The organism is Povalibacter uvarum (assembly GCF_014202975.1).
GTDB classification, from domain to species: Bacteria; Pseudomonadota; Gammaproteobacteria; order Steroidobacterales; family Steroidobacteraceae; genus Steroidobacter; species Steroidobacter uvarum.
Genome location: NZ_JACHHZ010000003.1, coordinates 305722 through 331231 on the forward strand (window position 1 = coordinate 305722; position 25510 = coordinate 331231).

General features: G+C 63.0%; 21 protein-coding genes. 13 read left to right on the forward strand and 8 right to left on the reverse strand.

All coding sequences use genetic code 11. The features are described 5' to 3' along the window. Nucleotides 1-57: 57 nt before the first annotated feature. Nucleotides 58-1089 carry an aldo/keto reductase gene (locus HNQ60_RS12760; protein WP_184332342.1) on the reverse strand — a complete coding sequence of 344 codons (1032 nt, stop codon included), beginning with the start codon at nt 1087-1089 and terminating at the stop codon, nt 58-60. A gap of 139 nt (nt 1090-1228) precedes the next feature. Between HNQ60_RS12760 and HNQ60_RS12765 the strand changes: the two genes are divergently transcribed. Beyond that, complete coding sequence (locus tag HNQ60_RS12765) at nt 1229-2419, forward strand: GGDEF domain-containing protein (protein WP_184332343.1); 1191 nt, start codon at nt 1229-1231, stop codon at nt 2417-2419. 24 nt (nt 2420-2443) lie between these two features. On the opposite strand, the gene HNQ60_RS12770 is transcribed toward HNQ60_RS12765, so the two are convergent. Both HNQ60_RS12770 and HNQ60_RS12775 read right to left on the reverse strand, forming a co-directional pair. Then, nucleotides 2444-3466: a sensor histidine kinase gene (locus HNQ60_RS12770; RefSeq protein ID WP_184332345.1), complete on the reverse strand. Its 1023-nt coding sequence runs from the start codon at nt 3464-3466 to the stop codon at nt 2444-2446. A 24-nt stretch (nt 3467-3490) separates the two neighbouring features. Next, nucleotides 3491-5035, reverse strand: coding sequence for a sensor histidine kinase (locus HNQ60_RS12775; RefSeq protein ID WP_184332347.1), 1545 nt, complete (start codon nt 5033-5035; stop codon nt 3491-3493). A 146-nt stretch (nt 5036-5181) separates the two neighbouring features. On the opposite strand from HNQ60_RS12775, the gene HNQ60_RS12780 reads away from it, so the two are divergent. Together HNQ60_RS12780 and HNQ60_RS12785 are read left to right on the forward strand one after the other, a co-directional pair. Further along, nucleotides 5182-5565 (forward strand): iron chaperone, encoded by a 384-nt coding sequence (locus HNQ60_RS12780; protein ID WP_184332349.1) that lies wholly within the window; start codon nt 5182-5184, stop codon nt 5563-5565. 13 nt (nt 5566-5578) lie between these two features. Continuing rightward, the gene (locus HNQ60_RS12785; protein ID WP_184332351.1) at nt 5579-5938 is read left to right on the forward strand and encodes a DUF1428 domain-containing protein; all 360 of its coding nucleotides are present in this window, start codon (nt 5579-5581) and stop codon (nt 5936-5938) included. 85 nt (nt 5939-6023) lie between these two features. Here HNQ60_RS12785 and HNQ60_RS12790 read toward each other — a convergent pair whose 3' ends face one another. Both HNQ60_RS12790 and HNQ60_RS12795 read right to left on the reverse strand, forming a co-directional pair. Then, nucleotides 6024-6392 (reverse strand): hypothetical protein, encoded by a 369-nt coding sequence (locus HNQ60_RS12790; RefSeq protein WP_184332353.1) that lies wholly within the window; start codon nt 6390-6392, stop codon nt 6024-6026. A gap of 97 nt (nt 6393-6489) precedes the next feature. Continuing rightward, nucleotides 6490-7743 carry a serine hydrolase domain-containing protein gene (locus HNQ60_RS12795; protein WP_184332355.1) on the reverse strand — a complete coding sequence of 418 codons (1254 nt, stop codon included), beginning with the start codon at nt 7741-7743 and terminating at the stop codon, nt 6490-6492. Nucleotides 7744-7915: 172 nt separating this feature from the next. Here HNQ60_RS12795 and HNQ60_RS12800 point away from each other — a divergent pair, with 172 nt between their 5' ends. From HNQ60_RS12800 to HNQ60_RS12830, 7 genes are all read left to right on the forward strand, one after another. Beyond that, nucleotides 7916-9169, forward strand: coding sequence for a fimbria/pilus outer membrane usher protein (locus tag HNQ60_RS12800; RefSeq protein ID WP_184332357.1), 1254 nt, complete (start codon nt 7916-7918; stop codon nt 9167-9169). A gap of 150 nt (nt 9170-9319) precedes the next feature. Continuing rightward, nucleotides 9320-10843 carry an alanine/glycine:cation symporter family protein gene (locus HNQ60_RS12805; RefSeq protein ID WP_184332358.1) on the forward strand — a complete coding sequence of 508 codons (1524 nt, stop codon included), beginning with the start codon at nt 9320-9322 and terminating at the stop codon, nt 10841-10843. A gap of 192 nt (nt 10844-11035) precedes the next feature. Beyond that, nucleotides 11036-11890 (forward strand): hypothetical protein, encoded by an 855-nt coding sequence (locus HNQ60_RS12810; protein ID WP_184332360.1) that lies wholly within the window; start codon nt 11036-11038, stop codon nt 11888-11890. Between the two features lie 88 nt (nt 11891-11978). After that, nucleotides 11979-15359: a GH36-type glycosyl hydrolase domain-containing protein gene (locus HNQ60_RS12815; RefSeq protein ID WP_184332362.1), complete on the forward strand. Its 3381-nt coding sequence runs from the start codon at nt 11979-11981 to the stop codon at nt 15357-15359. Between the two features lie 70 nt (nt 15360-15429). After that, entirely contained in the window at nt 15430-15630 is a 201-nt protein-coding gene (locus HNQ60_RS12820; RefSeq protein WP_184333731.1) for a hypothetical protein, read from the forward strand. 69 nt (nt 15631-15699) lie between these two features. Further along, nucleotides 15700-16842: a DSD1 family PLP-dependent enzyme gene (locus HNQ60_RS12825; protein ID WP_184332364.1), complete on the forward strand. Its 1143-nt coding sequence runs from the start codon at nt 15700-15702 to the stop codon at nt 16840-16842. A gap of 82 nt (nt 16843-16924) precedes the next feature. Continuing rightward, nucleotides 16925-17494 (forward strand): lipid-binding SYLF domain-containing protein, encoded by a 570-nt coding sequence (locus HNQ60_RS12830; protein ID WP_184332366.1) that lies wholly within the window; start codon nt 16925-16927, stop codon nt 17492-17494. A 49-nt stretch (nt 17495-17543) separates the two neighbouring features. Here HNQ60_RS12830 and HNQ60_RS12835 read toward each other — a convergent pair whose 3' ends face one another. Further along, on the reverse strand, nt 17544-17966 hold the full coding sequence (locus HNQ60_RS12835) for a YciI family protein (protein WP_184332367.1): 423 nt from the start codon (nt 17964-17966) through the stop codon (nt 17544-17546). 70 nt (nt 17967-18036) lie between these two features. On the opposite strand from HNQ60_RS12835, the gene HNQ60_RS12840 reads away from it, so the two are divergent. Next, nucleotides 18037-19032, forward strand: a complete 996-nt coding sequence (locus tag HNQ60_RS12840) for a GlxA family transcriptional regulator (RefSeq protein WP_184332369.1) — start codon at nt 18037-18039, stop codon at nt 19030-19032. A 109-nt stretch (nt 19033-19141) separates the two neighbouring features. Continuing rightward, nucleotides 19142-20113, forward strand: a complete 972-nt coding sequence (locus HNQ60_RS12845) for a lipid A deacylase LpxR family protein (protein ID WP_184332371.1) — start codon at nt 19142-19144, stop codon at nt 20111-20113. A gap of 80 nt (nt 20114-20193) precedes the next feature. Here HNQ60_RS12845 and HNQ60_RS12850 read toward each other — a convergent pair whose 3' ends face one another. Further along, nucleotides 20194-21228, reverse strand: coding sequence for a hypothetical protein (locus HNQ60_RS12850; RefSeq protein ID WP_184332373.1), 1035 nt, complete (start codon nt 21226-21228; stop codon nt 20194-20196). A gap of 337 nt (nt 21229-21565) precedes the next feature. On the opposite strand from HNQ60_RS12850, the gene HNQ60_RS12855 reads away from it, so the two are divergent. Continuing rightward, entirely contained in the window at nt 21566-22867 is a 1302-nt protein-coding gene (locus HNQ60_RS12855; protein ID WP_221304177.1) for a serine hydrolase domain-containing protein, read from the forward strand. Nucleotides 22868-22909: 42 nt separating this feature from the next. On the opposite strand, the gene HNQ60_RS12860 is transcribed toward HNQ60_RS12855, so the two are convergent. After that, entirely contained in the window at nt 22910-25324 is a 2415-nt protein-coding gene (locus HNQ60_RS12860; protein ID WP_184332375.1) for a TonB-dependent receptor, read from the reverse strand. Nucleotides 25325-25510 lie beyond the last annotated feature (186 nt).

Consider the following 25510-nt stretch of genomic DNA (forward strand, 5'->3'; position numbering starts at 1 on the left):
CCATCAGCGGGACTAGGAGAAGAATTTCCACGGGGTACAGGGCATGGTTCTATGCCGTTATACCGGTGGCGGATTGCGACTCTTGAACCCGCGCTGATGCCAGTACGGGTACGCGAGCTGGGTGCTGCTCGCGGCATCGAGTCGCGCGATCTGTTGCGGAGTGAGTTTCCAGTCGACCGCGCCGAGGTTCTGGCGCAACTGCTCTTCATTGCGGGCGCCGATGATCACGCTCGTCACCGTCGGTCGCTGCAGCAGCCAGTTGAGCGCGATCTGGGGCACGGTCTTGCCGGTTTCCTTCGCGATTTCATCGATCGCATCGACCACTTTGTACAGGTGCTCCTCCGGCACCTGCGGTCCGCCTTCGACGGTCGCTTTGGATTGCAGGCGGCTCGTTTCCGGCAGCGGCTGGCCGCGGCGGATCTTGCCCGTGAGACGTCCCCAGCCGAGCGGACTCCATACGATCGTGCCGATGCCCTGGTCGAGGGCGAGCGGCATCAGTTCCCACTCGTAGTCGCGGCCGACGAGCGAGTAGTAAGCCTGGTGGGCGACATGGCGCGCCCAGCCGTAACGTTCGGAGATGCCGATCGATTTCATCACGTGCCAGCCGGAGAAATTCGAGGCGCCGATGTAGCGGATCTTGCCGGCGCGCACGAGATCATCGAGCGTGCTCAGCGTTTCCTCGATCGGCGTAGTCGCATCGAATCCGTGCAGTTGGTACAGGTCGATGTAGTCGGTGCCGAGCCGCCGCAGGCTCGCATCGACGGCGCGGATCAGTGCGAAGCGCGATGACCCCACATCGTTCGGGCCCGGACCGACGGTGAACGTGCCCTTCGTGGAAATGATGACTTTGTCGCGACGTCCGCGAATCGCGGCACCGAGAATTTCCTCGGCGACGCCCGCCGAGTAGACATCGGCCGAGTCGAACATGTTGAGTCCGGACTCGAGCGCGACGTCGACGAGCCGCGTCGCTTCCTTCACGTCGGTTTCGCCGAACCCGCGGAAGAAATCGCCGCGTCCGCCGAAAGTGCCGGTGCCAAGACTCAGTACGGGGACCTTGAATCCCGATCGACCCAGTTGTCTGAATTCCACGATCGTCTCCGCAGGGCATGCATTGAGGGCGGCGTCGCAGCGTAGCAGCGACTGCCGGTCCGGGCACGGGTTATGACACATTGACGGTAGGCCACCGAAGGCGCTTTGCAATCGCCGTCCTTCGCACGACAATCCCAGCATGCTGGCCACGGCCTCTTCGACCGAAATCGCGTTCCTGATGGTCGCGCTGATACAGGGAGTATTCGCAATCGTCTGGGGGATCGGTGCGTACGCGGTCGCTACCCAGCGCAACGCCGTACTCCACTGGGTCGCATGGTCGGCGCTCAGCGCCTTCACCTGGATCGTCCTGGCGAACCAGTTCCAGCAGCCGCCGTTCATTGCCGTCCTGGCGGGCGTCATTGCCGTGATGGCGCTGCAGAGAGGCATCCGCCTCTTCATCGGCGAGAAGCCGCCGCAGCGCGCGCACCTCGTTCTGCTGGTTGTGGAACTGCTCGCACTGTGGGTCGGCAACGCGCCTGAGAGCCGGCCGTTGCAGGCCGCGCTGAACTACAGCGTTCTCTCGTCGCTCTACTTCTATACGGCGTGGGACCTGTATCGCCACGCGAGGGATCGATTGCAGTTCCGATTGCCCGTGATCCTCGCGCTGCCAGTGCTGTTCGGCGGTCTTGCGTATGGATCGCGTGTCGTACGCGCCATCGTCGATCCGCAGTCTGTGCTTACGCAGATGGCAGCGGACAGCTCGCTCAACGTGCACGGTGCATTGATCTTCGTAGTACTGGTGCTGTCATTGCACGCGACACTGATGGTGCTCGTCGTGGCCCGCCTCGTGAACGAACTGCGACGCCTGTCGCGGCATGACGGCCTGACCGGCCTGCTCAATCGCCGTGCAATGGAGGAATTGCTCGATGCGCAGGTGGAACGCAGCCGGCGTGCGGAAGAGGCGTTCGCGGTGATGATGCTCGACCTCGATCACTTCAAGCGCATCAATGATCAGCACGGACACCCTGTCGGCGACTTGGCCCTCAAGCACGTTGCGTCACTGCTCGCAGAAGGAATGCCGACGAGCGCGTCGCTCGCACGATTCGGCGGTGAGGAATTCGTCGTGCTGCTGCGAGGCGCGAGCGCGTCGCAAGCGAGTCAGGTGGCGGAACGACTGCGTGAGTCGCTTGCGTCGCGTCCGCTTTCGCACCAGGGCAACCTGCTCGCTTTGTCCGTCAGCATCGGCGTTGCTCAATGGCGCGGTCGCACGGATGAGCTCGCGCAATTGTTTCTACGGGCGGACGGCGCGCTGTTCCAGGCCAAGGTGCAGGGTCGCAACCGCGTGGTGCTTTCGATCGAGACTCGGGCTCCGCAGCCGGCGATGGCCTAGGCGTCCGATCCCTCGCGACGGACTCTACTGCTCCCCGATCAGCGGAAACTCGATCGCTACGTGCTGCTCGTTGATGCTCAGGTTGCCTTCGAGCTGCAGCGACAGATTCTCGATGAGTTGCAGACCGAGCGCGCTCAGGTTGCTGCGGTCGAGGACGCTGGGTCCGTCGATCACGAGTCGCACGCGATTGTCGACGCTGCGAAGCGTCAGGTGCAGGTGGCACTGGTGGCCATTGCCTGACGCTTGCCGCACCACGTTCGCGATCAGTTCGTTGATCAGCAGTCCGCAGGAGATGGCTCGATCCACCGGGAGCCACACCGGATCGCTGTCGATCTGAAGTTCGATGTTGCAGCCGGAACCCGCGATCTGCAGCGTGTTGCTGGTGAGAATGCGCACGTAGTCCGAGAAGGGAACGCGTGCGTAGTTGCGGGATTGATAGAGCGTCTGGTGGATCAGGCTGATCGCCTCCACACGCTGCCGGCATTCCGCCAGTGCTTCACGTGGCCCGCCTGATTCGAGTCGCCGCATCTGCATGTTGATGAGACTGGAAATGAGCTGCAGGTTGTTCTTCACACGGTGATGGACTTCCTGCAGCAGCGCGTCGCGTTCCCGGACGCTCGCGGTCAGTTCGGCCGTTCGCTCCCGCAGTTGTTCGATCGTCCGGCGGCGTTCGCTGACATCGACGATCGCGCTCAGGACGAAATTGCCTTCGCGTGTGCGCACCGGTGTGAGGCCGATCTCGATCGATACTTCGCTGCCGTCCTTGCGCAGGCCGAAGAGCTCCCCGCTGCCCATCGATCGCGTCCGGGGCTCGCGGAAGAATTCGGCGCGGTGGCCGGGGTGCGCGGCGCGGAAACGCTCGGGAACCAGTATTTCGACCGACTGGCCGATGAGCTCGCTGCGGTCGTAGCCGAACAGTCGTTCGACCTGCGCGTTCACGAGCATGATGAAGCCGCTGCTGTCGATCATCAGCATGCCTGTGGGCGCGGCCTCGAGCGCAACGCGGAAGAGCTCATCGCCGTTGCCGGATGATGAGCCTTCAGGCAATGAAGGCGGCTCCTTGTTCACGGCTCAGTGCATGGCAGGCGGGAGCGTGAAGAAGAACGTGGCGCCGTGACCGAGCTGCGACGTCGCCCAGATCTTGCCGCCGTGGCGCGCCATGATCCGTTGCACGATCGCCAGTCCGATACCGGTGCCGGGAAACTCGCTTTCGGTGTGGAGCCGCTCGAAAGCGCCGAACAGCTTGTTCGAGTAGCTCGGATCGAAACCCGCGCCGTTGTCGCGGACGAAATACGTCAGCGCCGAGCCGGGCAGGGCACCGACCGCGACTTCCGCGGCGGGTTGATGCACGGTGAACTTCCAGGCGTTGTCGAGGAGATTGCCCAGAGCGATGCGCAGCATGCGCGGATCACCGCGCACCCGCATGCCCGGTTCGACGGTCACCCGGACCTTGCGGTCGGGGTGCGCATGGAGCAGATCGTCGACGAGCGTCTGCGCCAGCCGCGACAGGTCGATCTCCATGAGTTGCAGTTCGCTGCGCCCGACGCGCGCCAGGGCGAGCAAGGCATCGATGAGCTGAGACATGCGTTCGGCGGCGCTGCAGACGCGGCCGAGGTAGTGCATGCCTTCTTCATCGAGCCGGCCGGCGTAGCGTTCCAGGAGCAGACGGCTGAATCCGTCGATACCCCGCAGGGGGGCGCGCAGGTCGTGCGCGACGGAATAGCTGAAGGCTTCGAGCTCCTGGTTCGCGGCCTCGAGCTCCGCGGTGCGCTGGCGGACGCGTTGCTCGAGCTCCGCGTTCAGCTTGTGAATTTCCTGCAGCTGCTGGCGACGCTCGGTCACGTCGCGCAGAACGAGTACGCCGCCGAGGAGATTGCCGTAAGTGTCGACGATCGGTGCGGCGGACTCTTCCACCGCGACGGTCTGGCCGGTTCGCGAAACGAGCGTCGAGCCTTCCGTGATCGTGACGGGCTCGCGAAGTTCGAGCGCCTTGTTGAAGATGTTTTCCGCGGGTGTGCCGGTGCGCTCGTCGACGAGCGCCAGCACCTCATCCACGGTGTGGTCGGTTGCTTCAGCGCGCGGCCAGCCCGTCAGCTCTTCGGCTATGCGATTGAAGAATCGCACGCGGCCTTCCTGGTCGGTGGCGATTACGGCTTCTGCGATGGACTGCAGTGTCGTCGACAGCCATTGTTCGCTCTCGCGCAGCCGCATGTCGACCATGTGCTTGTGAAGCGCGATCTCGATTGCGCAGCGCAGCTCGGGAGAGCGGAACGGTTTGACGAGGTACCCGGAGGCTTCGGAATTCGCGGCGCGGCGCAGCGTATCGCTGTCGGCATGCGCGGTGAGGTAGACGACGGGCACGTCCTGCTGTTCGCGGATCGTCTGCGCGGCCTGGATGCCGTCGATTTTGCCGGCAAGCCGCACGTCCATGAGGATGAGGTGGGGATTGAGCTGTTGCGCCTTCTCGATCGCTTCTTCGCCACGGCTCGCCATGCCCGCGACGGAATAGCCCAGCTCCGTCAGCGTCCCGGCGAGGTCCATCGCAACGATGCGTTCGTCTTCGACGATCAATATCCGTGGTGCCGATTCGGCTGGCGCAGCACTCGACCCTTTCATTCCCACCTCCCTGGAGGGCAAAACAGGTCACGTGGCGGTATTGTTCCCATGGATTGCCGGTAAATGATGTCGGGGCGACCCTGACTGCGCCGTCCTTGCGATGAGGCCACAGTTCTTGCGCTGCAAAGAGATCCGGAGGGCAGAGGATGAAGAGGCAAGCCATCGCGGAAGACATCGACGGCTACATTGCCGCCTTCCCCACCGATGTTCGCGCATCGTTGCAGAAGCTGCGTCAGACGATCCACAAGGCCGCGCCGAGGGCCACGGAGAAAATCAGCTATCAGATCCCGACGTTCGCGCTCGAAGGGAACCTGGTGCATTTTGCGGCGTACCAGAAGCATCTCGGGTTCTACCCCGGTGCATCGGCTATCAAGGAGTTCGGGGACGAACTGGACGGGTACGAGGTTTCGAAAGGGACCGTGCAGTTTCCGCTGGGCAAACCGGTGCCGGCGGGCTTGGTCACGCGGATGGTGAAGTTCAGGGTTCGCGAGAATCTGGCGCGGGCCGAAACGAAGAAGCGTAAGTCATAAGAGGAGAGAGCTCATGCCGAAATACGTCGACGGATTTCTTCTGGCGGTGCCGAAGAAGAAGGTCGAGGCCTATCGCAAGATCGCGGCGAAGGCCGGAAAGATCTGGATGGAATACGGAGCGCTTCAGTACGTGGAATGCGCAGCCGACGATGTTCCGTCCGGCAAGACCACTTCGTTCCCCAAGAGCGTGAAGCTGAAACCGAACGAAGTCGTCTGCTTCTCCTTCATCGTCTACAAGTCGCGCAAGCACCGCGACACAGTGAACAAGAAGGTGATGAGCGACCCGCGCCTCGCGAAGATGGGGCCGGAGCAGATGCCGTTCGATATGAAGAGGATGATGTGGGGAGGGTTCAAGACGATCGTGGAGCTTTGAGGGGAGGCGACGAGCGGTGAGCCGCGAGCCGGGAGGTGAGAGGTCTCCCTCTGGCTCACAGCTCGTCGCTCGCGGCTCATGGCCTCTAATGTCCCCCTCCCGCGCTCACCAGCAACCACCCAATGCCCGCTGTCACCGCAATGCCGACTGACTTCTGCACCGTCGACCATCCAGCGATCGTTCCGTCCAGCAGCGCGATACCGATGATCGTCATGGCGAACCAGAACAGGGTCTGCAGCGTCGCTGAGTTGACGCCGAGCTTGTGCTGGATACCGATCGTGCCGATGTAGACCGACACGCCGCCGACGAAGTAGAGGAGCGCAAGGAGCGCGATCGAGAGACTCAGTGTTCCATCGCGCCAGGACTGGGCCGCGTAGACGAATCCCTTCGCATCAAAAAAGGCGGATAGCGCGGTGAGAATCACTAGCGCGCCGACCCACAGGGCTGAGGTCATGATGAGGCTCCGGCGATGAATCCCTTTGAACGGGATTCATCTTACCGCTGCCTGGAGTGCGCTACTGCTGCCAAAAGGTATGTGCCCGTTGGTGCAGTCACTTCTTCAGTGCGTCGTACGTCGCGGCTGCCGAAATTTCGCGGACGCGCGGCGTGCCGCCGGTCGGCGTCGATCCATTGAGGTTCTGGATCATGCCGACGAATACGAGATCGTTGGTGGGATCGATCCAGAACCAGGTGCCGAAAGCGCCGCCCCAGTAGAAGGAGTTCAGGCCCATCGGTGTCTTTGCAGCGGCGGTGTCCAGCACGACGGCGAAGTCCATGCCGAAGCCGATGCCTTCCTGGCTCGGGCCGTACAAGTCGACCTTGGCGCCCGGCTGAAGCACGTTGGTGCGCATCAGCTCGACCGTCTCTGGTTTCAGGATGCGCTTGCCTTCGAGTTCGCCGCCATTGAGCAGCGCTTGTGAGAAGCGCCAGTAGTCGCTCGCTGTCGACATCAGTCCGCCGCTCGCTGCGAGGAAAGAAGGCTTCGCTGTCGTGATCCGTTGCGGATTCTGCACGACGATCCTGCCGGCGGCGTCGTAGGTGTGAATCGAAACGACGCGGGTCGCTTTCTCAGGAGACACCCAGAAGCCCGTGTCCGTCATGCCCAGCGGCTTGAAGATGTGTTCATCGAGATAGACGTCGAGCGGCTGGCCCGAGAGCTTCTCGATGATGTAGCCCTGGATGTTGACGCTCGGGCCGTAGTCCCATGCCGTGCCGGGCTGCGTTTCCAGCGGCAAAGCCTTGAGCTTGTCGATCATGCCCTGCAGATCGGTCGCACCGAGATCGGCTTGCGCGTAGACAGAACTGACGCCGAAGCCGGCCGAATGGCTCATGAGTTGCGCCATCGTCATCGGCGATTTCTGTGCTTCAGTGCGGCCGTCGCCCGTTTTCACCCTCAGGTTCGCGAACTCCGGGATGTGCTTCGCAACGGGATCGTCGAGGCGCCACTTGCCGCGCTCATGGAGCTGCATCATCGCGACGCCGGCGATCGGCTTCGTCATCGAAGCGATGCGGAAGATGCTGTCGGACTTGAGCGGTGCGCCCGATGCAGCATCGGCCTTCCCGTAGGTGTCGAAGTGCACGACCTTGCCGTGACGCGCGATGAGCGTGACGACGCCGGCGAGCTTCTGCTGGTCGACCAGTGCGTGCATCTGCGAGTCGAGCGCCGCGAGTCCCTTGCGATCGAAACCGGCGGATTCCGGGCTCGCAGTCGGCATCGCGGGTGAATCGGCGTGAATCGGTGCGCTGACGCATAGCGCGAGCATCGATGCGATCGGCGCGAGCAGCGATCGGCCATGAGTCTTCATGGTGGTCCCCCTCATCTTTCTGATTTATGCACTGAAGCGTAACGCAGGTTCGTGCGAGCGGGGCCGCAGGGCGCGTCAAGAACTGTGGTCGGGATCCGGACAGGGTTTGCCCGATGTGCGGTGCGGCGGGAGGACACTAAACTTCGTGCGCTTGAAAGGGAGACGATGAAGGATGGCCGATCTGGCCCGATACTCACTGCTGGCTGCCGTATTGATTCTGAGTGCGTGCGCGAACGTCCCCGTGTCGCGCCCGGAAGCAGTCAACGTCAAGACGGGCACGCTGACACCCGAGTACTCGTCGTTCAACGCGAAGGTGTTGAGCGAAGCCGGCTCGATCGACACGAGCTTCGTGACATCGCTCAGGCCGGAGATCGAAACCGTCACGCGCCTCGAGTCCGCCTATACCTATAAGTTCGGCGAAGCGCGCGAGCAGCTTCGTGTCGGCGATGCCGTCAGCACATCCGGCATGTGGGGATCGTCGGTGCGCTACGGCGGCATGCAGTTCGGTACCCGCACCGAAACACGCTCGGACATCATCACCAATTCAGGACTCGCCGCGAGCGGACTTGCGGTGCTGCCGACAGTCGCCGATGCGTTGTTCGCTTCAGCGGGCGATCCGGGCGCTTCCCTGGCTCAACAGAATCTCTCTGTCGATCGCTCCTGGCGCACGGGCGGACTCACGGCGAGCGATGCGCTCGGTCGCTCCGTCGCCATCGAAGCGCCGATGATCGCCAGCACGCGACTCGTCGAAGAGGGCTGCTCGGATCTGTCGGTCGGTGCCGGCAAGGTGCGGCGCGACTACGCGATCGTCAGCAACGAGTATGGCCCGACGTTTGCGAACACGACCGTCACGTGCGGAGTGCCGCTCGGCTTCACGGTCGAAGGTCACGGCGAGTACATCGCGGATGAAACGGCCGCGGTCGGCATCGGCGTTGCGCGCCGGATCGGCCCCTTCGGCACCGCTTCCTTCTCTTACGCGTCCAGCCGGGCGGATGCGGGGACAGGCTGGCTGGCCGGCATGGGCTTCGAGCATCGCAACGACTGGTTCAGCGTCGCCCTGCGTTCTCGTATACAAAGTCGCGAATTTCGCGGCGCCGGCGCGACCGTGCTCGACGACCCGATCATGCAGCGCGACCTGGCCAGCGTGGGCGTCAACGTGACGAAAGACGCCAACCTGTCGCTGGCCTACGCGACGCAGACCACGTGGTCGCGCGAACGCATGAACGTGATTGCCCTGCGACAGAGCCTCGCCGTGGGCCGCGGTGCACTGTCGATGAGCGCCGGCCATTCGCTCGAAGAGAACATCGGCTCGTCGATTTTCGTGTCCTACAAGCTGCCGTTCGGCTTCGCCCGCCAGCACCGCTCGCTCGTTCAGGAATTCGAGCCGATCATTCTGAATCCGACGCTGATTCAGGATTACGAGTAGTGGAGAGCCGTTAGCCGGCTCTCCCGGTATGCATCTTGAATGCTCCCGCGAACCATCCGCAGATGACCGTTGACGCGCAGTAGGCCGGTCGTGCCATTCTGCTGCCGCCCGGACTGGCCGGATCTCTAATAATTACGGGGAGCGAATCGCGTGAGTGAACTGGTCCAATCTCTCGACGGGCTGATCTGGAGCGCGCCGCTGATCTATCTGTGCCTCGGCGCCGGGCTGTATTTCTCGATCCGCACGCGCTTCATGCAGGTGCGCGGCTTCAAGGAGATGCTGCGTCTGACGACGTCGGGCAAGACATCCGCAGCGGGCGTTTCGTCCTTTCAGGCGCTCGCGATGTCGCTCTCGGGCCGTATCGGCGTGGGCAACATTGCTGGTATCGCCACGGCGATCGCGGCGGGCGGTCCTGGCGCGATCTTCTGGATGTGGGCGATGGCGTTCCTCGGTGCATCGACCTCCTATATCGAGTGCACGCTGGCGCAGATCTACAAACAGAAGGACGATCACGGCCAGTATCGCGGCGGTCCCGCGTACTACATCGAGAAGGGCATGGGCCAGCGCTGGTATGCCATCGCGTTCGCCATTTCCACGATCGTTGGCACGGGTCTGCTGCTGCCGACGGTACAGTCGTACGAGATCGCAAGCAGCGTCGGGAACGCCTGGGGCGTTCCTTCCTGGATCAGCGGGCTCCTCGTCGTCATCGGGCTGGGCGTGATCATCGTCGGCGGCGTGCGGCGCATCGCCACCTTCGCCGAGATCGTCGTCCCCTTCATGGCCATGGGCTACATGATCATGGCGGCCATCGTGATGGCGCTCAACGCCGAGCAGGTGCCGGTGATGTTCGCGTTGATCATGGACAACGCGTTCAATCCGAATGCGGCGTTCGGGGCAATTCTCGGGCTCGCGGTGCAATGGGGCGTCAAGCGCGGCATCTACGCGAATGAGGCCGGGCAGGGCACAGGACCTCATGCTGCTGCAGCGGCGGAAGTCTCGCACCCGGCGAAGCAGGGCTACGTGCAGGCGTTCTCGATCTACTTCGATACCGCCATCGTCTGCACGTCCACCGCGTTCATGATTCTTTCGACCGGCAAGTACAACGTCATTCATCCGGAGACAGGTGCTGTGCTCGCCGAAAACCTGCCGCGCGTGACCAATGCTGCGGGTGAGCTGATTCCGGCGCCCGCAGGTTCGGGATACACACAGGCTGCGATCGAATCGGTGTTCTCGGGATTCGGCGCGAGCTTCGTTGCGCTCGCAATCCTCTTCTTCGCGTTCACGACCATCGTCGCGTACTACTACATGGCGGAGACGAATCTCGAGTACATCGCGCGCAACAAGGCGCCCGCCTGGTCGGTCAAGGTGCTGAAGGCCCTGATTATGGCCTCAGTCGGCTTCGGCGCGGTGTGGAGTTCCGAAGGTGTGTGGGCGTTGGGCAGCGTTGGTGTGGGCCTGATGGCCTGGATCAACGTCATCGCGATCATCATTCTGCAGAAGCCCGCACTGCTCGCACTCAAGGACTACGAGGCGCAGAAGAAGGCTGGTCTCGATCCGACGTTCGATCCCGACAAGGTCGGCATCCGCAACGCGGAGATCTGGAAGGAGATCGGGAAGGGCAGCGGCCCGGCACCGGCGGCAGTCGGGTCGCGGCCGGGGGTGGAAACGCCCTGATGGGATTTCGCGGTCATCCCCGCGCAAGCGGGGATCCATCTGGATCAAGGCATGGACTCCCGCTTGCGCGGGAGTGACGGGCTGCTGCACACCCCTGCCAGTCTCTTTTTCTGAACTAGCCACCCGCGTCCGCACTCTATCCGCTGTCGGAACAGGGAAATCCAGGCATCGCGCATCCACTGGGGTGGTGTCATGACGATCGGCGCTTCGACGTGGCCTTCTTTGTGGCTGTCCGTGTTGCTGCTGGCCGTGGCAGCTTCGCTTTCGAGCTACTTGCTCAGCCGCCTGGGCGCCCTGCGCGGAATGCGTCCCGCAGGAAGATTGGCCATTGCGGGCGCGACCAGTCTTTTCCTTGTTGCCGTGACCATCGCGGTGTTGTCGTCTTCGCGATGGGCATCGCTCGTGTCGTGGAGTGCGGATCCGCCGGTCGATGAAGGGATCGCAATTCCCGGACGAGTGCTGGCGATTCCCGGTGTGATTCCGCAGGAAGTTCCGCGCTCGGATCCCGCAGAGCCGACAAATACAGCGCGTCGTGCAATCTCGTCGCGCACCGACCCGCTGTCCATTTCCACGACTGCTGTCCGCAGTTCCATCGAGGAACCGCCCCACCAGCAATTGACCGCGAACCGTACGGACTACCGGGCCGTTCCCGCTTCCGTTTCACGAACCGACGCCGCCCCACCCGACATCTGGGGAGCGACCCGCTGTGTCCGGCTGTTCAGTCGCAACCCGGACAATGTGCTGCGCTGGACGATGGAGAACGAATGCGACCGGCCGGTGGGGATTGCCGTTACAGGTTGCAATGAGTCAGGAAGCCAGTGCGAGTACGCCGGCGTCGTGCTGCCCCTGAAAGCGCAGCGGTTCGTCCTTGACAGCGAAGAGACCGTGTATGGTGCGGTCATCCGCTTCGAGGCGTGTCTCATCACCAATCAACAGGCTTACAACCTGATCGGCGCTGCGCTGGAAGTCCGGTCGACGGATGAATGGCGGGCGCAATGGGCGGCCGTCCAATCGCGGGACGCATGTCTCTCGCGCGTGTTGCGCTGATTTCGCGAAACAGCGACGCGTCCTTGTCGGTCAATCCTGCGCAAAGCGCCGATTGCCCCGCCCGAGAGCGCTCGCCGACAATGGCGGCATGAGCAAGGAATCCGAAGTTCTCAGCCGCCTGGCCGGTGCCGCCGGCCTGACCGCCGAGATCTATTCGAACGGTGCGCTCGGCCGGCTCGAGTGCGCGGGCACGCTGCTGAATCTGTTCGTCGGCAACGCAGTCGAAGGAAGTCCCGCGAATCTTTATTTGCGCCGCTATTCGGACGGCAGCGGCATCGACTTCGTTCCTCTTCTGGGACCGACGAGTCCGACTCGCGGCCGCCGGGTCGCTCCGGGGCGTTGGGAAGGCTCGGGCAGCTGCCACGGCATCGACTACGGCATCGCGCTGTATCTGTCGCCTACCGCGCCCGCCTGGTTCTGGCAGGTCAGTGTGGAGAATCGCAGCGGCGCGACGTTCGAGATCGATCTCGTGTACTCGCAGGATGTCGGCCTGTCGTCCTATGGGATGGTTCGGACGAACGAGTACTACGTCAGCCAGTACATCGATCACTCGCCGCTCGATCACGAGCGCAAGGGTTGGGTCGTGGCGTCGCGCCAGAACCTCGCGGCGGGCGGGCGCAATCCGTGGTGTGTGATCGGTTCGCTCTGCAAAGGCACGGGGTTCGCGACGGATGCATTGCAGCTCCATGGGCTGGATACACGAGCTTCCCGTACACCTGGTGCGCTGTTGCACGATCTTCCGTCCGACCGGCTCCAGCACGAACACTCGATGGTGTCGGTGCAGGATGAGCGCGTGAAACTGCGGCCTGGAGTCGTCGTGACGCGCGGCTTTTTCGGCCTGTTCAGCAGCGATCATCCCGACGCCACGTCCGACGACGATCTCACTGCCGTCGATCAGGCGGTTTCGCTGTCGGAAGCGGCCGCGGCGCATGTGACGCGCTCGGACAGTGGAGAAGAGAGCGATGATCCGCGGACATGGTTCACGATGTCGCCGGCGCTTGTCTCGTCCACCCTGACGCCGACGCAGCTACGCGAGTTGTTTCCCGGCGAATGGCGGCATCGAGAGACAGACGCGTCCGGCGCAATACTCTCCTTCTTCCATGGCGACCACCGCCACGTCGTGCTGCGCGAGAAGGAATTGCGAGTCACGCGACCGCATGGCCATCTGCTTCGAACCGGTCAGCTCGCCGTGCCGGACGAAGCCGCGCTCACATCGACTGTATGGATGAACGGCGTGTTCCATTCGATGCTCACGCAAGGCCACGTGAGCATCAATCGCCTGTTGTCCACCGTGCGAAGCTACCTGGGATTGTTCCGGTCGCACGGCCTGCGGGTCTTCGTCGATGCGGGTGATGGCTGGCAATTGCTCGGGATGCCATCGGCGTTCGAGATGACGCCCGCGACTTGTCGCTGGATCTATCGGCATGCGCAGGGACTCATCGAGGTTCGCAGCGAGGCCCGCAGTAATCCGCACGAGCTGACGCTGTCGATAGATGTGCAGGTCGGGGCGCCCGTGCGTTGCTTGCTGAGCCAGCACATTGCCCTGAACGGAGATGACGGTAACGCAGGGTCCGCGCTGTCCTGGTCGTTCGACAACTCGGCAGTCAGCATTCGGCCCGCCGCGGGCAGTGAGCTCGCGCAGAGATTTCCACAGGGAAGTTTCGAGATCGTCGCTACGAAAGGGACGACGATCGAGAAGGCAGGTACTGACGAACTCCTGTTCGCCGATGGCCAATCGCGCGGGCAATCCTATCTCTGCATCATCACCGCGAAAGCGACGTCGGCGGAGTTCAGCTTCCGTGGCCACCTCGTCGCGGACAAGCCGGCTTCAACTGCGGCGCCGCGAGTGCAGGAAGCGGATGCTGCGCTGTCGATCTCCGTGCCGGCTCAAAGCGAACATGCCGAGGCTGTGACGCGGCTCGTCGAAATCCTGCCCTGGTACGCGCACAACGCATTGATCCACTACCTCTCGCCTCGCGGTCTCGAGCAATACTCAGGCGGCGGCTGGGGAACGCGCGATGTGACCCAGGGGCCGGTGGAAATGCTGCTGGCGCTCGGCCAGGCAGCGCCGGTGCGCGACTTGTTGTTGCGAGTGATGTCCGCGCAGAGCCCGGATGGCGACTGGCCGCAGTGGTTCATGTTCTTCGAGCGCGAGCGGAAGATTCGTGCCGGCGACTCGCACGGCGATATCGTGTTCTGGCCGGTATTGGCCCTGTCGCAGTATCTGCTGGCCAGCGGCGATGCGACGATCCTGGAGGAGCGCCTGCCGTTCTTTGCCGACGATCCGAAAGCAGCCGAGCAAGCGACGCTGTGGGAGCACGCGCAGCGCGCTCTGGCGGTGATTCACCGGCGCATCATCACTGGAACCGCGCTCGCCGCATATGGCCATGGTGATTGGAACGATTCGCTGCAGCCAGCCGATCCGTCGATGCGCGACGACATGTCGAGCGCATGGACGGTGACGTTGCACTATCAGACGTTGGCCACGCTGGCGAAGGCGTTGCGATTGCTTCGCCGGGCCGATGAGGCGGATCGACTCGAAGCGCAAGCAGCAGCGATACAGCGCGATTTTCAGCGGCTCCTGCTCGTCGATGGCGTGCTGACCGGCTATGCGATGTTCGAGCGCGCCGATCACGTGCGCTACCTGCTGCATCCTCGCGACGAGATCACCGGCGTGCGCTACAGCTCGCTGGCGATGATCCACGCAATCCTCGAAGGCATGTTCACGCAGGAGCAGGCGATCCGGCATCTGCAGCTCATCCGGACGCACCTGTCGGGACCGGATGGAGTCCGGCTCTTCGACCGGCCGATGAACTATCACGGCGGCCCGCAGCAATTCTTTCAGCGCGCGGAAAGCGCGACGTTCTTCGGCCGCGAAATCGGGCTCATGTACATGCATGCCCATCTGCGCTATGCGCAGGCGCTCGCGCATGTCGGCGATGCGGACGGCTTCTTTCACGCGCTCTGTCAGGCGAACCCGATTGCCATCGAATCGATCGTTCCGACCGCAACCGTGCGCCAGGCGAACTGTTACTACTCGAGCTCCGATGCGGCTTTCGCTGACCGGTACCAGGCGAGCGCCGAGTACGACTCGATCGTGAACGGGACTGTCGCTCTCGATGGCGGCTGGCGTGTCTATTCCAGTGGCGCCGGCATTGCGCTGAGCCTGATCTATCGGCGCTTCCTCGGGATCAGCCGGGAATCCGAGTCGCTGAGCATCGATCCGGTGATGCCGGCCTCGCTGGATGGCTTGCGCGTGCAGCGCAGGCTCGAAGACCGTGATGTCGAAGTCGTCTATCAGGTCGGTTCGCGCGGGCATGGGGTGAGTGCGGTGAGCCTCAACGGGCGATCGCTGCCGTTCACTACCGACGCCAATCCTTATCGGCAGGGAGCTGCGCGAGTCGCGGTGCAAGCGTTCGCTCAGCAACTGATGTCGGGACGCAACGTGATGGTGATCGCGTTGGGTTGAGGCCGGAACCTTGGGGCCGTCGGATCATTGGCTATGAGTGAACCTCCTCGAGCTCATTCAATGGCCGGCGATGGTAGTCACGCTGCTGGCCGCCTGGGCCGTGGCATCGCAGGATCGCCGGCGCCGCAAGGTGGGCTTCTGGCTCTTCATCGCGAGCAACATTCTGTGGGTCGTGTGGGGGGTGAACGAAGGCGCGTGGGCGCTCATACTTCTCCAGGTCGGACTCTTCATCCTCAACCTTCGCGGCGCCCGGAAGAACGAAACCTCCTGACCGCGGGTGGCTGCGTCGCGATGAAATCGCTAGAGTGCCGTCATTCTTCGCGGCAAGAGTTCCCTGGGGATGCTCGACGATCTGCGGCTTCACCGTCATCTGCTCGGAAAGACCGGCTCGCGCGCTGAACTGAATACGCCGGCGCTCGCGATCGATCGCGAGGCTCTCGCGAGAAACATAGAACGGATGGCGTCGTTCGCCCGCTCGACGGGGGTTTCGCTGCGTCCGCATTCCAAGACCCACAAGAGCGTGCACATTGCCCGGCTCCAGATCGCTGCCGGAGCCGTGGGCATCTGCTGCGCCAAGCTCGGTGAGGCAGAGGCGCTCGCCGATGGTGGAATCGAGTCCATTCTGATCACTTCGCCAGTCGTGACTGCCGCCGGCATCGCACGACTGATCGCACTCAATGCGAGGATGAGGGATCTCGCCGTCGTCGTCGACAATCCCGCCAACGTTGCTGCATTGGCTGCCGCCGCCGCGCGGGAAGAAACGCTGAAGGTCCTGATCGATATCGATCCCGGAGTCCGACGTACCGGCGCGCCATCGATCTCCGCCGCACTCGAGCTGCTCGAGAGTATCCGGAGCAGCCCGAAGCTCGAGTATCGCGGTATCCAGATGTACTGCGGCACGCAGCAGCACATTGCGAGCTACGCGGAGCGGGCGGACGCCATTGCGGATCGAACGCAGTATTTGCGGACGGTCATCGGAGCGCTCTCGGAGAGGGGGGCTGCGCCGACGATCGTCACCGGCTGCGGCACTGGGACACATTACATCGACGCATCGCTGCGGGTGTTCAACGAATGGCAGGTCGGCTCCTACATCTTCATGGATCGGCAGTACGCTGAGTGCGATCTCGCCAACCAGCCGACGGTGCCGTATGAATATTCGCTCTTCGTCGAGGCTACCGTCGTCAGCGCGAACACGCGCGGCATGGCCACAATCGATTCGGGCATCAAGGCGCTGTCGACGGATGGTGGATTGCCCGTCATCGTGTCCGGCGCTCCGGCCGGTGCGACGTATCGATTCATGGGCGACGAGCACGGCGCGATCGTCGATCCGGCCGGACGGCATACGTGGTCAATCGGCGATCGGGTGCGCCTCGCTGTGCCTCATTGCGATCCCACGGTGAACTTGTATGACGCTTACCACGTCACTACTGGGGAGACGCTCGTCGACATCTGGCCGGTGTCGGCGCGCGGGCGGTCTCGGTGACGAATATCCGTGCACTTGCGGACTTGTCAGTCCGGGGGCTTTGACGCCAACTACGACCATCTTCGCAACAGGAGCGCTCATCATGCCGATTCGTGTGTTCATGGCAGTGCTGCTTGCCGCAATCGGGTTCGCAGCGGCACCGGCTTTCGGTGACGAGTACGACGACACGATCTCCATCTTCAAGAACGCGGGGGAGAGTGGAGCCTTCTTCGGCAAGGCGTACGGTTATGCCGTGTTCCCCACGGTCGGTAAAGGTGGGCTCGGTGTCGGCGCGGCGCACGGCAAGGGCCGCGTGTATCGCCAGGGCCAGTACATAGGCGACACGTCGATGACCCAGCTCAGCGTCGGTTTCCAGGCCGGCGGCCAGGCTTTCAGCCAGATCATTTTCTTCGAGGACAAACGTGCGCTCGAAGAATTCACAGGTGGCAACTTCGAGTTCGCTGCGACCGCGCAGGCCGTGGCGATCACGGCTGGGGCATCCGCGAGCGCTGGTTCGACCGGCAGCGCCGTAGGCGCGAGTGGCGGCAAGAAGGACGCAACCACGCGCGGTGCGTATCACAAGGGAATGGCAGTGTTCACCGTCGCGAAGGGCGGCCTGATGTACGAAGCATCGGTGGCCGGCCAGAAGTTCTCGTACAAGCCGAAGACCTGATCCGCTTCGTCATCCCCGCGCAGGCGGGGATCCATGTCTTGGGTCCGTCTCAAGGCTTGGGAGCCGCCTGCCGCGCCGCGACCTCATCCCACGCGACTAGGCGCCACGGCCGCAGCTCATAGACGAAGAGGCCGCTGGTCACTGCCGGATCGGCGTCCGCGATGGCTTTCGCAGCCTCGATGCTGTCGACGTTGAGGACGGCGGCTCCCCCGGAGTCGTCGCTGAAGCCCCCGGCCATGCGCATGGCCCCGCGCTTGTACAGACCGAGCATGTACCGGCCATGCTCTCGCAGCGGCAGCTCTGCAAGCGTCTTGCCTTCTGGCCACGCGGGACCTGCGCGATAAATCACGAGGTATGCGGATGGCTGCGCCGCCGGCGTCGCAGGGGCTTCGCTGGCGCTCACCGACGTGGCGAACACCACTGCGCTCGATAGCCAGATCCGAAGAAGAGATCCGAAACCAGTCAGCGTCATATGCACCTCCGTTGATGGAGCCAATCTACTTCTGCCGGTGAATTGTGCCAGTGGCATACTCGACCTCGTCATGGCGAAATCGGACACGCGTATCAGAATTGCCATCGTGGCGTATCCGGGCTGTTCTTCCTGGATCAGTGCGGGCTTGCTCGAATTTTTCGCGATCGCGAAGGCGGTCGCGAGGATGCAGCGGTCGCCGGTAACGCTCGAGTGCCACGCCGTCAGTGAACAGGGGCGCACGGTGCGGGCATCGCACGGCGTACGACTGGAGACGGTTCGTCCCCGGGGGAAGTACGCAGCGCTCATCGTGCCGCCGTTCTGGTCGGAGACTCGTGAGGAGTTCGATCGGAACGTGGAGCGCGCGGCGCGCAGCAAGTCTTTTCTCACCGCGACTTCGCGACGTGCGTCGATCGTCGCGAGTGCCTGCAGCGGCGCCGTGATGCTGGCCGAAGCAGGGCTGCTCGAAGGTTATCGGGCCACGACGTGCTGGTGGCTCAGCGACTGGTTCGCGAAGCATCATCCGGAGCTGCGAATCGACACCAGGAAGCTCGTGATGAGCGATCGCAGCCGCTGGACTGCGGCTGCGGGCACGGCCTACCTGCATCTCTGTCTCGAGCTGACGAGGAAGCTGGCGGGCCCGAAGATCGCATCAGCAGCCGGACGACTTGCGCTCGTCGAGCCTCGGCGTGGATCTCAGTCGCCGTTCATAGCGGCGCCGATCGACGTGGATGTGGGTGATGCGGGGCCAGCGTCACGGGCAATTGCGCTCCTGCGGCGGCATCCCGAGTCGCCGGAAAGTGTCGCAAGAATTGCGAAACGATGCGGCACGACGGAAAGAACGTTGAATCGCCAGTTCCGGCGGACAGTGGGAATGACGCCGGTCGCCTATCGCCAATCGCAGCGCATCGCGATGGCAAAGCGCCTGCTCGAATCGGATCGCGCGCCGCTGGAGGATATCGTCGAACGTTGCGGTTACGTCGACGTCGCTTCCTTCCGGAAATTGTTCACGCGTGAAGTCGGCATGAGTCCGAAGGAATATCGGCTGCGATTCGCGCGTGAGGTTTAGCCCCTAAGGCCCATTCTCATGCGTGCGATGCGGGGCTATACGGAAAGGGCAAATGATGGAGATGCCAGTGTTCGCAGTCGATGCCAAAGCACGGAGGGCGGGAGTTCTGGTGGCAATCGCCAGCCTGGCGTTCAGCCCGATCGTCTCCGCGGAAGAGGGCGACGGCGCCTTCACGTTCCTCTGGGAGAACGACGCTATCGCAGGGACGGATCATCACTACACGAACGGCGTCGAGTTCTCGTACCTCTCCGTCGAAGACGGCCTCTGGGACTGGTTTCGCACGGGATCGAGCGTACTGCCCGGTGTGAGTACGAAGGATCATCTTCGCGTCGGCGTGTCTCTGGGCCAGAGCATCTTCACGCCTGACGACACTGAAGCAACTGAACCGCTGCCTGATCAGCGGCCGTACGCTGGCTGGTTGTATCTCGGCGTAGCGGTCATCGCGGACCACGGCAATCAGCTCGACACGTGGGTGTTGAATCTCGGTGTCGTCGGGCCGTCCGCGCAGGGCGAGGAAGTGCAGAACGGGTTCCACGAGCATGTGACGCACGACGATGACGCGATGGGCTGGGATAACCAGCTGGTCGAGACCTTCGGTTATCAACTGCTCTACGAACACCGCTGGCAGAACATTGCCGGCGACGGAAAGCAGCAGGTCGGTCCGTTGCAGCTCGATTTCAGTCCGCACGTGGGCTTCAGTCTCGGCAACATCGGTACCTACGCGAATGCAGGCATCACGCTGCGCATCGGCACCAATCTCAGCAATGATTTCGGCGTTCCGCGGATTCGTCCGAGCCTGCCCGGGTCCGCTTTCTTCGATCCCGCCGATGGCTTCGGCTGGTATGTCTTCGCCGGCGTCGATGCGCGAGCGGTCGCGTACAACATCTTTCTCGAAGGCGATGCCGCGACGTACGACGTGGATCTGGACAAGGAGACGTTCGTCTACGACGGGCAGGCCGGGCTCGCGGTCGTCTGGCGCAAGTTCCGTTTTGCGTATACGTACGTGATTCGCAGCAAGGAATATAAAGGGCAGGCGCAGCCCGACCGGTTCGGATCGGTGGGGATGACGTTCAGGTTTTAGCGCAAGCCGTCATTCCCGCGAACGCGGGAATCCGTCTTTTTGACTGGAGCGGACTCCCGCTTTCGCGGAAGTGACGATGGCTATTTTTTCGCCGCCGTCTTCTCCTGCTCACGCGCCCCCGCGAGAATCCCCGGCAATGCATAGTTGCCTTCGTGGCAGGCGTACTCGTAGATCTTCTCGTTCGTCGCATTGAACGCGAGCTGGCCAGAGAATGGTGCGGTGTAGTTGGCCGGATCTTCGATCGTGAAGCTGTAGACGATCTGGTTCGGGCTGACGCGGGTCAGTCGTTCGACGACCTTCATGTTCTCCGAGGAGCCGCGAAAACTCTGTTCCTTCTTGAAGTTCGTCGTCTCGATGACGAGCGTGTCGCCTTCCCAGCGGCCGATGGAATCGCCGAGCCATTTGCGCACTGACGAGGGGCCGTGCTGTGCGTTGAGCCTGACCATGCGGACATCGTGGACCATCTCGACATGAATCATGACGACATCGTCGGTCTGCACGATCTGGTAGTTGTTGTTGTAGAGCAGCGGCAGCATGGGCGGACCCGCGCTCGAATCGAAGGAAAGGATGCAACGCTCGCCGAGCGGGCGCACTTCCGGTCCGTCAGCGCCGTTCGGGCCGCGGAAGGCGGCGTACATCTGCATCAGGCGGGCCTGGCCCTGCGCCGTGAGAGCCGGAAAGCGCCCGTTCTTCGGCTCGACGATGATCGATGTGCGCTTCTCGCCGTTGATCGACATCAGGTGTGAGCCCGGATCGACCCAGAAGTTGTTGTAGCCGCAGTTCACGCCCGAGAAACCACCGCCGCAGTCCTTGGGCAGATCCTCGATGCCATGCGACGGATCGGTCGGCTTGTTCTGCTCGTCGCGGAAGTCCTGGTTCTCCTGTTCCAGCGCCTTTGCGTCCTTGTCGCCGATGACGAGCTGATCGCCGTATTTCGGATCACGTTCGACGGGCGTCAGCGTCGCGTTGGTCCAGTTGCCCTGCAGATCCGGCTGGCCGTATTCGGTGCGCGGCGCCTTGTAGCCTGGCTGCACTTTCGGCGTGACGTCCGCGAATGCGGATACGGTGAAGAAGGCGATCGCGCCGACGCCGATCCACTTCGATCTCGAAATCATGCTGCCCCCGGTGTTGACGTGCGGCCTGCATGCCCTCACGCCGAAGGCATACCAGCGGTTCTAGAATTTGGAAGCGGCGGCGGCGCGCCTGTTGCGCTGCATTCACCGCGTTTCCCTTCGGCGCTGGATATTGCCTTAAAAAACTCGAGGTGGCGACGGCCTCCCGGCGGCCAGTGGGGTGATATTGTGCTCCCGGAGGCCATCCCGACATTTCTAAACCCGGATCGGAGCCGTCGGGGCCTGACAATTCCTTGCTAGACACTCCCTGACCCTGAGGGGTAAGTAGCCTGCTGGCATCACCTTGAAGAAACATCACAAGCGAATGAGGACCTCATCGATGAATCACGCCGCGATGCATCTGCGGAGCGGGCGGTCGCTGATCGCCAGTGCGCTTCTGCTTTCGATCTGCGCGTTGTCCCATGCGGATTCCGCGAAGACCGGGGCCTGGCCAGTGCGTGCCGATGCGGTCGGCACTGAAGCGGGATTCTCCGCGGCGGGCTTAGAGGCTCTCGACGCACGCATGAAGGCGGCAGTGGAGAAGAAGGACATCGCCGGTGCGGTGACGCTCCTGTCGCACAAGGGGAAGGTCGCGGCCTTCAACACTTACGGCACGCAATCGCTCGATGCCGGCAGCGCGCCGATGAGCGACGACACGATCTTCCGTATCTATTCGATGACCAAGCCGATCACCGGCGTGGCGATCATGCAGCTGTACGAGAAGGGCCTGTGGAAGCTCGACGATCCGGTGACGAAGTATGTTCCCGAGCTCGCCGGCCTGAAAGTGGTGAAGGGCAAGGACGCGGAAGGCAAACCGATCCTCGTCGACCTCGCGCGTCCGGCGACCATGAAGGAGCTCATGACGCACACCGCGGGCTTCGGCTACGGCCTGCAGCCGGGCAATCCGGCGGATGATGGCTTCATCGCGAAGCAGCCGCTCGGCAAGCCGGATCTCAAGGCTTTGGTCGATACCGTTGCAGAGATCCCGCTGCTCGCCCAGCCGGGCGAGCGCTGGTCGTATTCGATCGCCGTGGACATCCAGGGCCTCATCGTCGAGCGGCTGTCGGGTGAGAAGTTCGGCGACTACCTGCGCAATCACATTTTCCAGCCGCTCAGCATGAGCGAAACGACGTTCGCGCTCGATGCGAAAGCCGAGCCACGTGTGGCGACGGTCTACCGCTGGGATGCGCCCACGTCAGCACTGGTGCCGACGGGTGACAAGTGGGGTCCGCGAGTGATGCCGCTCGATTCCGGTGGCGGCGGCTTGTATTCGACGATGCATGACTACGCGCGCTTCTGTCAGATGCTGCTCAATCAGGGCACGCTCGATGGCAAGCAGGTCCTGAAGTCCGAAACCGTCGCGCTCATGACCCAGAACCACATCGGCGAGCTGAAGCTGTTCGGCGGTCTGCCGGGCACGGGCTTCGGTCTCGATTTCGCAGTGATCACCGATCCGGCCGCGCTGAAGTCAGCGCAGGGCGAAGGCTCGTACTGGTGGTTCGGCATCGCCGGCACCTGGTTCTGGGTCGATCCGAAGAACGATCTCTTCTTCGTCGGCCTGATTCAGCGTCGTCTCGATGGCGGCACGACCGCGTTGCGCAACGAGTCGGTGAAGCTGGTTTACGAGGCGCTGCAGAAGTAAGGCCACGCCCGTCATCCCCGCTTTCGCGGGGATGACGATTCCCTAGAAGTTGCTCCGCAACACCACCCCCACATACCTGCGCGGCCCGATCCCGTCGTATCCCACGGGCGCGCTGTTGCTGAAGTCATTCACGCTCGTCGTGTAACGGGTGTCGAACACATTGTTCGCGACGACGTCCAGCTCGTACGTTGCGGTCGCTGCTTCATAGCGAATGCCCGCACCGACGTCAGTGAGCGAATAGCCCTCCTGCAGCCCGTACTCGGACAGAAGCTGTTCGAGATTGTGCTCCGAGCGATACACATAGTTGCCGAAGAAGTGAGCGGTGAAGCTCGCGCCGAACGGCACTTCGTAGTCGAAGCCGGCAATGCCCGTCCACCGCGGTGCGCCGACGATCTGCCGGCCGGTGTTGCTGCAGACGGCGACCGAGGACGGATACGAGCGAGGGCAGGTTGCCGTGGCCCAATCCGTGTACGTCGCATCGTTGTAGGCACCACTCAATGTGAGATGCAGCCGGTCAGTGATCCCGACGAGTGCATCGAACTCCGCGCCGATCGCGCGCAGTTCCGGAATGTTTCCGAGCCGTGAGCTGAATCCTGTTGGTGACGTCGGGTCGGGCTCGCTCGTGACGTTCTGATAGTCCCGGACCTGCGTGAAGTAAGTGTTGAGGTTCAATGTGACGCGGCGATCCCACAGATAGCTCTTGATGCCGACTTCATAGTTGAGGGACTTCTCGGGCTCGACGTTCGCGGGGCGACCGTTGTTGTCGAACGCGACAGCGCCGGATTTCTCGCCCGCGCTGGCGGATGCGTACAGAAGGACATCGTCGTTCAGCTGGTAGCTTGGGTTGACGAGCCACGCGATCGAGTCGTCCGTGATCTTCTCGCCTTCGAAGGGGCCGTAATCGGTGCCGGTCTGCGCGGCGCGAATCGCGTCGGCAGTCGCGTTGCCGGTCGATACGAGCGGCGAACCATCGAGCAGCGTGGCGCGGCGGGCGACGTCATTCGCCTTCCATTCCCAAGTCTGTCGCAAGCCGAGGGTGAGCCGTGCGCGATCGGTTGCCTGCCAGTTCACCTGACCGAATACGGCGACGCTGTCGGAAACCGGATTCTGGTGCGTTGTCACGAATACGTCCCGCAGTGATGCCTGCAGCAGCGGGCGACTCGTCGCGGTGTTGAGCGCGCGATACTGCGAGTCCGAAGCATAGAAGGCACCGGCATCCTCGCCGTACGTGTTGCGGCTCGTCGTGTCGGTGTCGATGTTGAAGAGATAGAGGCCGGTCTGGTAGTCGAGCCGTTCGTTCACATTGCCGGCGAGCCGGAATTCCTGTGAAAGCTGGCGGGTATCGACCAGGGTGCCGCTGCGGGCAACCGCGAACTTCGTCTGTTCCTGGTCGTTCTTCGCATCGAAGTGGAACCAGCGAGCGGCGCTGATGGAAGTCAGATCGACTGGTCCCGCGTTCCAGGTGACGACGGCGGATGCGCCGTAGTTGTCAGTGATGAGCGGCCGCGCCATGTCGACATCGATGCGATCCCAGGAGCCGATGATCGGTTGATAGCCGCCGAAGTAATCGCGGGCGAATCGAGTGCTGTACGTCGTCGAGCGTACCGAGCCGTCGTTCAGCGTTAGCGGATCCACCATGAACGGTTTGGTATTGCTGTTCTCGTCGGTGAAGGCGCCGTCGGCATTGATCTTCACGCTCAGGTCGTCGCTGGGTTCGATGAGCAACTGCAATCGGCCGCCATAGCGATCGCGTTCGTGCCAGTGTCCGCCGCTCGGGTTCACATTCTCCAGATCACCTTCCTGCTGGTCATAGAACGCCGACGCCCGATACGCGACCGTGTCTCCGATCAGTGCCTGCGAGTGTGAGCCGCGAGCCTTGAGGGACGGACGATTCACACCGCCTTCGAGTTCGAAGCCCGTCTCGGGCGTGAAGCTCGGCGCACGGCTGGTGTACTTGATTGCGCCGAGCGAAGTGTTCTTGCCGAGCAGCGTTCCCTGCGGCCCGCGAAGGATTTCGACACGCTCCAGATCCGTGAAGTCCTGGTAGGTCATGCCCACGTGACCGAGGAAGACGTCGTCGACGATGACGCCGACGGCCGGCTCCATATTGTCGTTGCCGCTGGTCTTGCCGATGCCGCGAATCGAGATGCCGGTGCGACGGGCGTTGGGCGTCGTTGCAGTCAGTCCGGGCGCGCGCTGCGTGAGATCGGCGACCGTGAAGACACGATCGCGTGCGAGCTGGTCGCCGCTGACGACAGAGATCGGGATCGGTACTTCCTGGGCGCGCTCCGAGCGGTTGCGAGCCGTCACGATCACTTCATCGACGAGTTCGTTCGACGCAGCCGGCGTGGCTTGCTGTGCATGCGCGATCGAAAGAAGGGCAGGCAGATTGCCGACCGCGGCGAGGATCGCGATCCGGGAGGTCGTGGGCGATCGGACGGTGCGCGGGGAGCTCATGATTGAATCCTTCGTGTGAGTTCTGGGAGCGTTCGATGACGCACCGCGCGGCCAGCGGGCCTCCATGCATCGGTGCGACGAACTGCGAACGTAATGACGCAGGCGCATCCGACGAAATCACGAATGACTATTTCGCGCACACCGAATGCCATGTGACCCGTGTGTCACGGGCAAGCGACCGCAATG

Coding starts and splice junctions, on each gene's coding strand:
- HNQ60_RS12835 (WP_184332367.1), bottom strand. CDS start 17,966: ATGACGCTGACTGGTTTCGGATCTCTTCTTCGGATCTGGCTATCGAGC.
- HNQ60_RS12825 (WP_184332364.1), top strand. CDS start 15,700: ATGCTCGACGATCTGCGGCTTCACCGTCATCTGCTCGGAAAGACCGGC.
- HNQ60_RS12785 (WP_184332351.1), top strand. CDS start 5,579: ATGCCGAAATACGTCGACGGATTTCTTCTGGCGGTGCCGAAGAAGAAG.
- HNQ60_RS12765 (WP_184332343.1), top strand. CDS start 1,229: ATGCTGGCCACGGCCTCTTCGACCGAAATCGCGTTCCTGATGGTCGCG.
- HNQ60_RS12820 (WP_184333731.1), top strand. CDS start 15,430: ATGGTAGTCACGCTGCTGGCCGCCTGGGCCGTGGCATCGCAGGATCGC.
- HNQ60_RS12795 (WP_184332355.1), bottom strand. CDS start 7,743: ATGAAGACTCATGGCCGATCGCTGCTCGCGCCGATCGCATCGATGCTC.
- HNQ60_RS12810 (WP_184332360.1), top strand. CDS start 11,036: ATGACGATCGGCGCTTCGACGTGGCCTTCTTTGTGGCTGTCCGTGTTG.
- HNQ60_RS12815 (WP_184332362.1), top strand. CDS start 11,979: ATGAGCAAGGAATCCGAAGTTCTCAGCCGCCTGGCCGGTGCCGCCGGC.
- HNQ60_RS12830 (WP_184332366.1), top strand. CDS start 16,925: ATGCCGATTCGTGTGTTCATGGCAGTGCTGCTTGCCGCAATCGGGTTC.
- HNQ60_RS12860 (WP_184332375.1), bottom strand. CDS start 25,324: ATGAGCTCCCCGCGCACCGTCCGATCGCCCACGACCTCCCGGATCGCG.
- HNQ60_RS12790 (WP_184332353.1), bottom strand. CDS start 6,392: ATGACCTCAGCCCTGTGGGTCGGCGCGCTAGTGATTCTCACCGCGCTA.
- HNQ60_RS12855 (WP_221304177.1), top strand. CDS start 21,566: ATGAATCACGCCGCGATGCATCTGCGGAGCGGGCGGTCGCTGATCGCC.
- HNQ60_RS12850 (WP_184332373.1), bottom strand. CDS start 21,228: ATGATTTCGAGATCGAAGTGGATCGGCGTCGGCGCGATCGCCTTCTTC.
- HNQ60_RS12840 (WP_184332369.1), top strand. CDS start 18,037: ATGGCGAAATCGGACACGCGTATCAGAATTGCCATCGTGGCGTATCCG.
- HNQ60_RS12775 (WP_184332347.1), bottom strand. CDS start 5,035: ATGAAAGGGTCGAGTGCTGCGCCAGCCGAATCGGCACCACGGATATTG.
- HNQ60_RS12800 (WP_184332357.1), top strand. CDS start 7,916: ATGGCCGATCTGGCCCGATACTCACTGCTGGCTGCCGTATTGATTCTG.
- HNQ60_RS12780 (WP_184332349.1), top strand. CDS start 5,182: ATGAAGAGGCAAGCCATCGCGGAAGACATCGACGGCTACATTGCCGCC.